This is a genomic window from Wolbachia endosymbiont (group A) of Ophion costatus (assembly GCF_963969245.1).
Lineage (GTDB): Bacteria > Pseudomonadota > Alphaproteobacteria > Rickettsiales > Anaplasmataceae > Wolbachia > Wolbachia pipientis.
The window spans coordinates 723666-735806 of record NZ_OZ017714.1 but is presented as its reverse complement, the minus strand read 5'-3'; the positions used below and the strand labels follow the sequence as shown (position 1 = coordinate 735806).

10 protein-coding genes and 1 tRNA gene are annotated in these 12141 nt (G+C 34.6%); 8 read left to right on the top strand and 3 right to left on the bottom strand.

Going from position 1 to position 12141, the window contains the following annotated elements; genetic code table 11:
• Positions 1 to 5 precede the first annotated feature (5 nt).
• Positions 6 to 398, bottom strand: a complete 393-nt coding sequence (locus AACH21_RS03620) for a hypothetical protein (protein ID WP_006279962.1) — start codon at positions 396 to 398, stop codon at positions 6 to 8.
• 69 nt (positions 399 to 467) lie between these two features.
• Between AACH21_RS03620 and murG the strand changes: the two genes are divergently transcribed.
• Complete coding sequence (gene murG / locus AACH21_RS03615) at positions 468 to 1499, top strand: undecaprenyldiphospho-muramoylpentapeptide beta-N-acetylglucosaminyltransferase (protein WP_338482211.1); 1032 nt, start codon at positions 468 to 470, stop codon at positions 1497 to 1499.
• On the opposite strand, the gene gshB is transcribed toward murG, so the two are convergent.
• Positions 1484 to 2413, bottom strand: coding sequence for a glutathione synthase (gshB, locus tag AACH21_RS03610; RefSeq protein WP_015589118.1), 930 nt, complete (start codon positions 2411 to 2413; stop codon positions 1484 to 1486). The genes murG and gshB overlap by 16 nt on opposite strands.
• A 60-nt stretch (positions 2414 to 2473) precedes the next feature.
• Entirely contained in the window at positions 2474 to 3064 is a 591-nt protein-coding gene (locus AACH21_RS03605; protein WP_236514819.1) for a BON domain-containing protein, read from the bottom strand.
• Between the two features lie 140 nt (positions 3065 to 3204).
• Here AACH21_RS03605 and AACH21_RS03600 point away from each other — a divergent pair.
• The 7 genes from AACH21_RS03600 (at position 3205) to AACH21_RS03570 (ending at position 12042) form a co-directional block, all read left to right on the top strand.
• Positions 3205 to 3286 (top strand) — tRNA-Leu (locus tag AACH21_RS03600).
• Between the two features lie 158 nt (positions 3287 to 3444).
• Positions 3445 to 4779 (top strand): trigger factor, encoded by a 1335-nt coding sequence (tig, locus tag AACH21_RS03595; protein WP_338482812.1) that lies wholly within the window; start codon positions 3445 to 3447, stop codon positions 4777 to 4779.
• Between the two features lie 11 nt (positions 4780 to 4790).
• The gene (clpP, locus tag AACH21_RS03590) at positions 4791 to 5417 is read left to right on the top strand and encodes an ATP-dependent Clp endopeptidase proteolytic subunit ClpP (protein ID WP_006280254.1); all 627 of its coding nucleotides are present in this window, start codon (positions 4791 to 4793) and stop codon (positions 5415 to 5417) included.
• On the top strand, positions 5417 to 6694 hold the full coding sequence (gene clpX, locus AACH21_RS03585) for an ATP-dependent Clp protease ATP-binding subunit ClpX (RefSeq protein ID WP_338482209.1): 1278 nt from the start codon (positions 5417 to 5419) through the stop codon (positions 6692 to 6694). The genes clpP and clpX overlap by 1 nt, the downstream gene beginning before the upstream one ends.
• A gap of 15 nt (positions 6695 to 6709) precedes the next feature.
• Complete coding sequence (lon, locus tag AACH21_RS03580) at positions 6710 to 9163, top strand: endopeptidase La (RefSeq protein ID WP_338482208.1); 2454 nt, start codon at positions 6710 to 6712, stop codon at positions 9161 to 9163.
• 289 nt (positions 9164 to 9452) lie between these two features.
• Positions 9453 to 10748: a Na+/H+ antiporter NhaC family protein gene (locus tag AACH21_RS03575; RefSeq protein WP_077188578.1), complete on the top strand. Its 1296-nt coding sequence runs from the start codon at positions 9453 to 9455 to the stop codon at positions 10746 to 10748.
• Positions 10749 to 10782: 34 nt separating this feature from the next.
• The gene (locus tag AACH21_RS03570) at positions 10783 to 12042 is read left to right on the top strand and encodes a cbb3-type cytochrome c oxidase subunit I (RefSeq protein WP_338482811.1); all 1260 of its coding nucleotides are present in this window, start codon (positions 10783 to 10785) and stop codon (positions 12040 to 12042) included.
• The last annotated feature ends 99 nt before the right edge of the window (positions 12043 to 12141 follow it).

Genomic DNA, 12141 nt, shown 5'->3' with positions numbered 1-12141 from the left:
TTGAACTAACGTTCCATCGTTTTAGAGTTGTCAATGTCTTGAGTAGTAGTTTGATTAGGCACTTTAGTTTCAATAGATTGATTACCACCAGCATCAGAATTCTGTAACTCTTCTTTCAATCCCTTAGCTGCTTCTTTAACTTCAAGCTTTGCCTTTGGATGAAGATCTTCTGGGCCTTTTCCTTTAGTATCCAAACCTTGTTGTAGATTAGTGCTTTTCATTTTATTATGCTGCTCGTGCTCAGGTAGGTCAACGACCGAATTGAAAAGAATTTTTATTATATTTTTTAGCAGTTCTAAAAAACCTCCGCTTCTGCCTTCTCTTTGTTCTTGAGGTTTATTTTTCTCATTAGGTTCTTTTTTACTATTACTTTTAGGCATTTTTAACTCAACTATCATAACGCTTAATAAAATTCTACGTGCAAATTGTTAAATAACAGTTAACAATCTAGGATTTATTATTTACAGATGGATATTATTTTAGCAACAGGTGGCACAGGTGGGCATATCTTTCCGGCCATAGCTTTAGCAAAAGCACTAAAGACACAAGGATACAATTGCATATTATTCACTGATAAAAAAACAAATAAAAATACCGACATAGAAAGCTACACCTTACCATTACGTAGACCAAGCAGCAACAAATTTAAGTTTTTCCTTTTCTTGATATACAGCTCTATGTTAGCACTGTATCAAGTAAGAAAATTAAAACCAAAATCGGTCATTGGTTTTGGTAGCTATGCTTCTTTTCCAACTCTTCTTGCAGCAAGAGTTCTTTCTATACCTATAATTTTACATGAACAAAACACAGTTTTAGGGAGAGTAAATAGATTCTTTTTCAAGAGTGCAAAATTAATTGCAACCAGCTTTCCGGAGACTAAATATGCAGAGGGCAATAAATGTATTTTTACAGGAAATTTTGTTGATATAAAAGCACAGAGCCATTCTAGCACTGAGAAAATCCTAAATATATTGGTCATAGCAGGCAGCCAAGGTGCAAATTTTTTTGATGATGTAGTAAGCAGCGTAATTTGTGATTTACCTATTAAAATGAAAAAGAAAATTAGAGTGACGCAGCAATGTACGAAGAAAAATGTAAACAAGGTCAAAAGTCTATACAAAAGTGAAAAGATCGATTGTGAATTGAGTGAATTTTTTGATGATATGGAGAATAGACTGGCCAATGCTCACTTGGTAATTAGCAGAGCAGGAGCAACTTCAATAGCAGAGATCACTCTTGCTAGGCGTTCTGCTATATATATTCCTTACCCTTACTCAAAAGATAATCACCAATTTTATAACGCAAAATATATTGAAGACTCGAGAGCAGCTATAATAGTTGAGCAGAATAGTGAAGCAAAAAAAAATCTACCAGAGGTACTATTTGATCTATTAAATAATTCTCAAAAATTGCGTGATATGACCAATAGTACAGAAAAAACAGGGATAAAGAATGGGACTACTGAGTTTGTTAAGGTGATTGTTCACAGGTTTAGTTGATGGCTGCTTGCTTTTTCTTCAAACACGTCCCAAAGATCCTTTTCTAGCGATATATTATACAATTTATTGATATAAACTACTCCCGTGGGTGAAGTTGTGTTAATTTCGAGCAGGAAGTCATCTATAATATCAATACCAACAAATATTAGCCCTCTTTTCTTTAATTCAGGACCAATTTTGTTACATATTTCATTGTTTCTATCGTTCATTTGAGCGGGCTCAAAACTTGCTCCAAGTCGCATGTTTGTTCTGATCTCTCCACTGATTTTTGGAATTCGTTTCATTACACCAATTGGTTGGCCATAAAGTAGCAATATTCTTTTATCTTTATCTATGTTTTTACAAAATGATTGTGCAATCACAGGGCATTCGTATTTTGCTATCATGAGATCCACTACTACTTGAATACTATTCTCATCTTGTATTCTTATCACATCGTTTCCTCCATAACTATACAATGGCTTCAGAATAATATCTTGATAGTTGTAGTAGAAATCTCTAATCATTGATATATTTTCAGTAATCAAAGTTGGCGGAATTAGCTCTGGAAATAATGAAGTTATCAATTTTTCAGGACAATTTCTTATTTCTGTTGGATTGTTAATTACCAATGCGCTGGTTTTTTCTAAGATATATGTTGTTGTAATATAACGCATATCAAAGGGTGGATCCTGTCTGATAAATATGATGTCCATTTCATTCAAGTTGATTGCTACATCCTCTTTAGAGATAAAACTAAAATCATCAACGCTGACTTTCTGAGCCAGAGCAATTGGATGGTTTAGCTTTAGTGCTAAATTGTTAGGAGCATAGACAAAAACTTCGTGCTTCCTCCTTTGTGCTTCCTTTATTAGCACGAATGTAGTGTCAGTTTCAAAATTTATATTTTCATCCATCTGAAAGGCAATTTTCATTTATGTTCTCTACCTATTGTCACAACTGTACAAATGTTATAATTTGAAAGCGATTTTTGCCTAATGGCGTAACTTACTGTACCTGTATCGTACATAACTTACAACTTGTTTTACTCCCTTTACTTTTCTTGCAATTGCTATTACAGCTTTTAATTCCGCTTTATTTTGGGCTATACCCATCAAATAAACAACTCTATCAACCGTATTAACGCTATAATTAATTGACTTAATATTTCTTTTTCCCAGGAGTCTTGTTCTTATTTCCGCTGTTATCATGCCATCTACAGTGGTGTCTAGCATGGAAGCCATTTGAATTGGTATTACTCTTATTTCATTTATCACTTCTTTAATTTCTTTTTGCTGCCAAGCTATTTTTTCTGCTGTAAGTTGTTTTTCAGGAGTGTCAACACTTCCAATGAGCAATACTCTTCCTTCACTTACTTTAACCTTTATGGATGAAAATAGCCCATGTTTTAAGAGCCCCTTATTAATTCTGATGACCATAGTCGTATCATCAATGATATTTCCCAAGGATTTGTCCTGCATTGTTATTGCTGTTGCTGTAGCCACCACACCACCTATTATAAGGGTTGTGCAACCACTTTGTGTAATCAAAAAAATTGCGAGTAAGAAGCTTGTTATTAATCTCATTATTGATTTTCATGGTTTAGAGCTTTCATTAAGAAATGTTAATAAGCTTTTTTGATTGTGTAAATACCATAAATTAAGTAAGACTTTAAACCTTGAATATTTTTAATGGAATACCTATAATAGGGTACTGAAAATTTCTTGCGGATATGGCGGAATTGGTAGACGTGCCAGGTTTAGGTCCTGGTGAGCTTGCTCGTGGGGGTTCAAGTCCCTCTATCCGCACTTTAAAGTCATGTAACTTAGGTTTTAAGGGAAAATTTATAATCACTAAACACACTTTTGTTTGTGTAAAAACCTGTTCTTAAGGATTGTGTTTAACTTAAATTCTGGTAAAATGACTCTATTAAGATATGAATTAAAATGTTAATAAATGAATTATGATGTCTAATAATATACCTCAAAATACAGTCGAAGTAAGTAGCGTATATACCTACAAAGAGCTTAGTATAGATAAACTAAAGTATGAGTATGAAATCACAGTTGGTAGTGATTATATAAAACAAAAGGTAAATTCCAGGTTGCAAGAGATAGCAGAAAATGCAAAATCACCTGGGTTTAGGGCTGGAAAGATGCCCTATGACCTTGTTGTTGCAAATTATAAAAACGAGGCTTTGGAATATGTGATAAATAATACAATTGATTATTGCTCAAGTGATTTGATGAAAAAAATTGAAGTCAAGTCTCACATTTATCCTAAGGTTGATGTTATATCATTACCAGATCTGGGCAAAGAAAATGAGGAGGGCAATTTTGTATACAAGCTATCTTTTGAGTCGATGCCTGAAGTACCAGTGATAGATCTTGACAAAATAAACTTAAAGAAAATTGAAGCAAAGATTGAAGAGGAAGATATAAAAGAATTTATTGATTCTATTAAAACAAAGTTCCCCAATTTCGCCTCTGTTGATGATGCTTCTTATCAAGCGAAAGATGGGGATAAATTGATAATTGATTTTGAAGGGCGGATTAGGAATAAGCTCTTTCAAGGTGGAAGTAGCAAAAATTTTGCCGTTAATTTAGGGTCTGGCACATTTATTAATGGTTTTGAAGATCAATTAACTGGTATGAAAAAGGGAGAAACAAAGAACTTTAAGTTGAAATTTCCTGAAAATTACCGAGCCATTTCCCTTGCAGGACAGGAAGCTGATTTTTCTGTGCGAGTTAATGAGATTCAAATTGCCAAAGATTTTGAAAATGATGATGAAATAGCTAAGAGTATTGGGTTTAAAGATTATTCTTTGCTAATAAATCATGCAAAAAAAATGATTGGTGATCAGTGCACCGAAATGAGAAATCTCTTAATTAAAAAGGAGCTGTTTGATTATTTGGATGCTAATTATAGTTTTGATTTACCCACAGACATAGTAAAACAGGAGCAACAAAGAATGGAAGGAGAATTGGGTGCTCAAAATGATTCTCGTAAAGAAGCTGAAAAACGTGTAAAGCTTGCTATGTTATTTATGAAATTTAGTGCAGAACATAAAATATCATTAACTCAAAATGATGTTTTGAGTGTTATTGTAAATCAATATGTCAGTAAAGATGTGCAATTTGACAGAGTACTTAAGCATTTTGAATCAAATAAACAATTTCAAGAATTAGTTAGAGGGCAAGCGCTTGAGTATAAAGTGACAGATTATATAATAGAAAAAGTTAGTAAAGAGGAGCAGATTGTTTCTGTGAAAGAATTAAAGGAATTATTTGATAATATTTAATAGGAAAAGGTATGACTCTTATACCAATTGTAGTTGAACAAACTAGTCGCGGTGAGCGCGCTTATGACATATATTCAAGACTAGTGAAAGAAAGAATAATTTTTGTAACAGGTCCTATTGAAGACAATATGGCCAGTGTAATAGTAGCACAGCTTTTATTTTTAGAATCGGAAAATCCCGATAAAGACATTTGTATGTACATCAACTCACCAGGTGGTGTTGTAACTGCTGGTTTGTCGATCTACGATACAATGCAGTATATAAACCCAGACGTTTCAACTTTATGTATAGGTCAAGCTGCGTCTATGGGTTCTTTATTGCTTGCAGCTGGTACAAAAGGTAAGCGCTACTCTCTACCTCATTCAAGAATTATGATACATCAGCCATCTGGTGGTTATCATGGTCAAGCAACTGATATAGAAATACATGCTAATGAAATTTTGCGGGTTAAGAAAAAACTAAATCAAATTTATGAAAAACATACTGGAAATTCACTGAAGAAAATTGAAGGAATGATGGAAAGAGATAAATTCATGGATCCTGAAGAAGCAAGGAAAATTGGCTTAATTGACAGGGTGATAGCTGAGCGTACAGATATTGAAATTGAAAATATTAAAGTTAAACAAAAGGTGGGTTAATGGATAACAATAATGATTTACACTACTGTTCTTTTTGCAACAAGGCGCAAGATGAAGTAGATAAATTGATTACTAACTCTTCGGATGGTTTAAAGGTGTTTATTTGTAATGAGTGCATAGAATTATCTCATAAAGCAATAAGTCAAAAGAAAGATAGATCTTTTAATTCAGATCGTATATCTGATATGAAGCTATTACTAAAGAAACCTGAGGATATAAAAAACTTTCTCAGCAAGCATGTTGTAGGTCAAGAACACGCGCAACACGTTTTATCTGTAGCTATGTATAACCATTGTCAATCCATGGTACAATTTCATGCTATAAGTGATATTGAAATCGAGAAGTCAAATATAATGCTTATTGGTCCCACTGGTTCTGGTAAGACTTTGCTAGCCAAAACACTTGCTAAAGTTTCAGATGTGCCATTTGCTATGGCTGATGCGACAACTTTAACTGAGGCAGGTTATGTGGGTGATGATGTAGAAAGCGTGTTGTCGCGTTTATTACAAGCTGCAAATTATGACGTTGTAAAAGCACAGCGTGGTATAGTGTTTATAGATGAAATAGACAAGATTACAAGAAAATCTGAAAGCACTTCAATAACCCGTGACGTTTCAGGTGAAGGGGTCCAGCAAGCTCTGCTTAAGATTATGGAGGGTACAGTTGCTTATGTTCCGCCACAAGGAGGGCGAAAACACCCACAACAAGAGTTTATACAAGTGGATACTAGTAACATACTGTTTATTTGTGGAGGAGCTTTTGAAGGCCTCGATAAAATTATTGAAGCGAGAAAAAAGGGAACGTCAGTTGGCTTTGGAGCAGATATAAGTCAGTCTAAAGAGCAAAAGAAAAAGAATGCTTTACATGATGTTCAACCTGAAGATTTAATCAAATTCGGTTTAATACCCGAATTTGTAGGGCGGGTTCCAATAACTGCTGTTTTAGATGAGCTGGATCATGAAGATTTAATACATGTGTTGACAGAGCCAAGGAATGCACTAATAAAACAGTACAAAGCATTGCTTGCGTTTAGCAAAGTAAACCTTGAGTTTTCAGATGAAGCAATATCAGCTATTGCTAAAAAGGCTATAAGCTACAAAACAGGTGCAAGAATGTTACGTGCTATCTTGGAGTCACTTTTGCTTGACATTATGTATACATCTGGAAACGGAGGCTTTGAAGGTAGCACTATAGTAATCACTAAGAAAATGGTAGAATTAGGAAAAGCAACGGTTAATCATAATAACAATGGCAATGTTATAACGGGTAATGATTAATTTGAGGCATATATTATGAACATTGAACGTGCTGTAAGCTCTAGTTTTACTGCATTGCCAGTATTACCTTTAAGAGATGTAGTAATTTTTCCAAATATAATGGTGCCTTTATTCATAGGCAGAGAAAAATCTGTTAATGCACTAGAGTATGCAATAAGTAGTAGTAATCACCAAAATGAGATTTTTCTTGTAGCACAGAAAGATGGCTCTGTTGATAATCCAGAGCCTGAAGATCTTTATGAAGTAGGTGTGTTAGCAAGCATTGTACAACCGTTAATAAAATTACCTGACAATGCAGTAAAAGTTATAATCCGGGGGATAAGAAGGGGAAGAGTTGTAGAATATATTAGCTCTCATACTTTATTACAAGCCAGGGTAGAGTTAGACAATCATTATAAAGAAGATGAAGACAATATTGATTTAGAAGCTTTAAGGCGGTCTGTTGTAGACGCGTTCGATAGCTGGTGTAAGCTAAACAAGAAAAATCAGCCCGAGGTTGCCATTAACTCCATTGATCAAATCAAAGAAGTTGATCAACTTGTAGACACGGTAGCTTCACATTTAAATATAAAAGTATCAGATAAACAAAGCATACTTGAGGCTTATGACCCAGAAGAGCGTTTAAAAAAAGCTTTTGCTTTTATTGAGAGAGAAATGAGTATTTTGAACGCACAAAACCGTTTATATAAGACAATTAAATCGCAAGTTGAAAGCACTCAGAAAGTTTACTACCTTAACGAACAATTGAAAGCTATACAGAAAGAATTAGGCGAATTTGAGAATGGTGATGAAGGGAATATACTCAATGAATTTGAAAAAAAGATAAATGAAACAAAGCTTTCTCAGGAAGCAAGAGAGAAAGCTATAACTGATTTGAAGAGATACAAGAAAATGAATCCCATTTCTCCTGAAGCTACAGTTATATCTAGTTACTTGCATTGGTTGCTTGAGTTGCCATGGGGAAAGTACAAAGATGCAAAAATTAACTTAAATGCAGCTAAGAAAATCTTAGATGAAAATCATTATGGCATAGAGAAAGTAAAAGATAGAATAATAGAATTTTTAGCGGTATTAAAAAGAGTAAAAGAGATAAAAGGTCCTATACTTTGCTTAGTTGGACCGCCAGGTGTTGGTAAAACTTCTTTAGCTAAGTCTATGGCAAGAGCAGTAGGAAGAGATTTTGTTCGCATAGCTCTTGGTGGTGTGCGTGATGAGTCTGAGATACGAGGGCATAGGAAAACTTATATTGGCTCAATGCCTGGTAAAATCATTCAACACATGAAAAAAGCTAATTCATGCAACCCGCTTTTTCTGCTTGATGAAATAGATAAGATGGGTTCTGATTCGCGTGGCGATCCTGCATCTGCATTACTTGAGGTTTTAGATACTGAGCACAATAAACACTTTACGGATCATTACTTGGAAGTTGAGTTTGATCTTTCAAGTGTAATGTTTGTAGCTACGGCAAACAGCTTAAATTTACCACATCCTTTGCGTGATAGGATGGAAATTATACAATTGTCCGGGTATACTGAAGATGAAAAAATCAGTATTGCTACACACCACCTTATTCCGAAGTTAAAGAAGGAGCATGGTTTGTATCAGAAGGAATGGGACATAACTAATGAGGCGTTATACGAGTTGATACGTTTATATACACGTGAAAGTGGTGTGCGGAGTATGGAAAGGGAGCTTGCAAAGCTCATGAGAAAGGCAGTTAAAGAAATATTGACTGATAAAAATAAGAAAATATCCGTAGGGGTTGACAATTTACAAGATTATTTAGGGGTACGTAAATATACCTTTGGCATTGCGGAAAATGAGAGTTTAGTAGGAATAGTAACTGGGCTCGCCTATACTGAAACAGGTGGTGATATTTTGATGATAGAATCAGTCCTAATTCCGGGCAAGGGAGAAATAAAATACACAGGAAAGCTTGGAGAGGTTATGCAAGAATCTATAAAAGCTGCGTATAGTTATATTCGATCAAATTGTTTGTTTTTTGGTATAAAGCCCGAAAAATTCCAAAATAATGATATACATTTACATGTACCTGAGGGTGCAGTACCAAAAGATGGCCCTTCTGCTGGCGGCGCGGTATGTACGTCTATTGTTTCTCTTATGACAAATATACCAGTTAACAAAAATGTTGCTATGACAGGCGAAGTGACATTGCGTGGTAGAGTTTTAGCTATCGGGGGCTTGAGAGAAAAATTGCTTGCAGCGCTCAGAGGATCAATCAAAACTGTGATTATACCAAGTGAAAATGAGAAAGATATGCAAGAAATTCCGGCAAGCATCAAAGAAGGGATCAACGTAGTTTTTGCTAAGAATATTGATGAAGTTATGAAAGTTGCTTTAATGCACCCTACTACTCCAATTAATGGTGATGATAATCAAAATAGTGTGCCTTCCTCTATAGAAAATAAAGATGATACTTTTCCTATGTCGGAAACATTGAAGCATTAGATTAAAAAAATATTATCAATCTCCATTTCTCTTTTATCCGGCAAAAACCCACCAACTTGTGTGTCCCATAAGGATATGACTTGCTTTGTTGTTATGTCATTCATATTTTTTACTTATTCTATCTCCCAGTTTTATTCAAGTAGATGATATATTATAATAGTCCTTTTCATGGAAACCTTTTCTGGTAGATTGCTTTCTAGAAAAACCTTGGTCAAGGTGCTAACTGTGGTTTATAATAATATAAATCATATCATAGTTGATTTGCGTTTATCAGAGCTGGAGTAGAGGTATGTTTTATCTTACAAATTTTTTGCCTATTTTACTGTTCCTATTTCTTTTTGTAGGAAGTGGTATATATTTTACTGTTCTTGGCGTGTCAAATGCTTTTTATCAGTTATCTCCACTGGTAGCCATTGCTCCTGCCATAGCTCTGGGCTGGATTTTATACAAGGGCAATACTGAAGAAAAAATGTATGCCTTTCTAGATGGGGTAAGAGATCGTAATATTATCACTATGTGTATCATTTTCTTACTTGCAGGTGCATTCAGTGAAGTAACTAAAGCAATCGGTAGTGCTGATGCCACAGTTAATTTGGCTCTTTCATTTATACCAACACAATTTTTACTCATAGGATTATTTTTTGTAGCAGCTTTCATCTCCACTGCTATTGGTACATCAATGGGCACCATTGCAACAATTGCTCCTGTTGCAGTTGAACTGACACAAGCTGGGATTTCTCCTTCCTTAGGAGTGGCAACCGTTGTAGGAGGAGCAATGTTTGGCGACAATTTATCTATTATCTCTGATACTACAATTGCATCTGTGATGTCTCAAAAGGCTGATATAAAGAAAAAATTAAAACTGAATGCAAAAGTGGCACTAATTGCTTCTATATTCACAATAATTATATTATTTTATAGCTCAAGCAATAGTGCTGCTATTTCAGTTAAGGAGTATTCTTTATTGCTTGTGGCTCCTTACATCATACTTATATTGCTTGCAAACTTTGGAATAAATGTATTTACGGCATTGGTTTTAAGCATAACTTTTGCTGGAATCATTGGATTTATAAATAACAACAATTATGGTTTATTGTTTTTAAGCCAAAACATCACTAAGGGGTTTATGAGTATGCATGAAATTATGCTACTGTCATTGATGGTTGGCGGGCTTTCAGGACTGGTAGGTAAAAATTCTAAGGAGTTTGCAGATAAACTTTCATCTTGGGTTATGATACAACGTGGTGGACAAAAAACTGCGCAATTATTTATTGCAAAAATAGTCAGCATATTTGATATTTTACTTGCAAATAACACCATCGCTATAATTTTTAGTGGTGAAATTGCTAGAGATATTGCTAAGAAATATGAAATACCGCCTCACTATAGTGCAGCATGGCTAGGCATATTTTCTTGTGTATTTCAAGGATTAATACCGTATGGCGCTCAATTGCTTTTGGCTAGCACTATTGCTGGAGTTTCACCTTTGGCAGTCGTGCCACACGTATACTATTGCTATGTTTTAGGTATTATTGCAGTGTTATATATTGTATTGAACAAAATTGAGAAAAAAGATTGTGCTTAATATACAAGACAACGCTCCGCTCTGTAGAAAATGGATGTTCTTGGCAGTATGTGCTCTTGCTTGCTCTGGGTTACTGTCAATAATTGTTATTTTTCTACGATTGCCTTTTATCTCCTCTCTTGTTCCTTCTGCACAATATATTTTTGATAATGCGCTGGTAATACACGTGAACTTGTCAATTTTAGTGTGGATGTGCTCTATAATATCTCTGCTCTTTATCATAAACCTACAAAATACCAATAGTTGGTTTAACTTTTCATGGGTTCTATCAACCCTTTCGATGCTGCTCATGTTTATATCTGCATTCGTTCCAAACACTGAAGTTATCAAAAGTAACTATATTCCCGTATTACAAAACAAATTATTTTTACTTGGACTCAGTTTATTTATTGCCAGTATATTAGTAAATACAATGCTAGCATACACATCAAAAAAAGAGGTTTCATTTCTCTCTGTTGGACACATTGGGCTAGTTATTATACTTGTATCGTCATTTCTTTGCTTTGTTTTAGCATATAATAATATGCCTCCAGGTCTATATCACTCAGATAATAATTTATTTTACGAATATCTCTTTTGGGGAGGCGGACATTTATTGCAGTTTGCTTTTACTCAAGGAATGTTTTTAGTCTATTTAATAATGCTAAGTTCCAATGATATTAGTTTAGCTTCAAACAATAAAATTACTATTTTACCACTATTTATAAACACGATTTTAGCTGTAGGAGCACCGTTTGTATATTTTGTTTATCCAGTTGATAGTGCCAAGTTAATACAGTTTTTTACTTGGCATATGAGGATTGCTGGAGCAGTTTTGCCGTGCTTTTTGATAATATTAGTGTGCTACAACATCAGAACTTTTATTAATGATAAAAGCAACTATTTATTACATTCATTTTTGTTGTTCACTTATGGAGATGTGCTCGGAGTGTTGACTATTGAAGGGAATGTCACCATTCCCGCTCATTATCACGGTTCTGTAGTTGGGATCACTATAGCTTTTATGAATTTCATTTATTGGCTGTTACCCAAATTAAACTTTAAAGAGGTAAAAAACTCCATGGTAAGATTACAGATTTATGCCTACAGTGTAGGGCATTTTCTCCATATTACTGGCCTTGTTTGGCTTGGTGGGTATGGTGCTTTAAGGAAGGTTGCAGATCTGCCAAGTATTTCATCAATGTTAGCACGCACGTGCTTCATTATAGGTGGCGCTATATCAGTTGTTGGTGGAATGTTGTTCGTAATAATTGTGCTTTTACATCTGTTAAAAGGCAAAGCGCGTACCAACTGACCCATAGAAACGAAAAAACTTACTTGACAAACTCCGCTAGCGCCCTTATCATGAAACTGAAGCTATTTATTTATCTTCTCTGTACAGATTAAATGACAG

Coding starts and splice junctions, on each gene's coding strand:
- AACH21_RS03570 (WP_338482811.1), top strand. CDS start 10,783: ATGTTCTTGGCAGTATGTGCTCTTGCTTGCTCTGGGTTACTGTCAATA.
- AACH21_RS03620 (WP_006279962.1), bottom strand. CDS start 398: ATGATAGTTGAGTTAAAAATGCCTAAAAGTAATAGTAAAAAAGAACCT.
- clpX (WP_338482209.1), top strand. CDS start 5,417: ATGGATAACAATAATGATTTACACTACTGTTCTTTTTGCAACAAGGCG.
- murG (WP_338482211.1), top strand. CDS start 468: ATGGATATTATTTTAGCAACAGGTGGCACAGGTGGGCATATCTTTCCG.
- lon (WP_338482208.1), top strand. CDS start 6,710: ATGAACATTGAACGTGCTGTAAGCTCTAGTTTTACTGCATTGCCAGTA.
- clpP (WP_006280254.1), top strand. CDS start 4,791: ATGACTCTTATACCAATTGTAGTTGAACAAACTAGTCGCGGTGAGCGC.
- gshB (WP_015589118.1), bottom strand. CDS start 2,413: ATGAAAATTGCCTTTCAGATGGATGAAAATATAAATTTTGAAACTGAC.
- AACH21_RS03575 (WP_077188578.1), top strand. CDS start 9,453: ATGTTTTATCTTACAAATTTTTTGCCTATTTTACTGTTCCTATTTCTT.
- tig (WP_338482812.1), top strand. CDS start 3,445: ATGTCTAATAATATACCTCAAAATACAGTCGAAGTAAGTAGCGTATAT.
- AACH21_RS03605 (WP_236514819.1), bottom strand. CDS start 3,064: ATGAGATTAATAACAAGCTTCTTACTCGCAATTTTTTTGATTACACAA.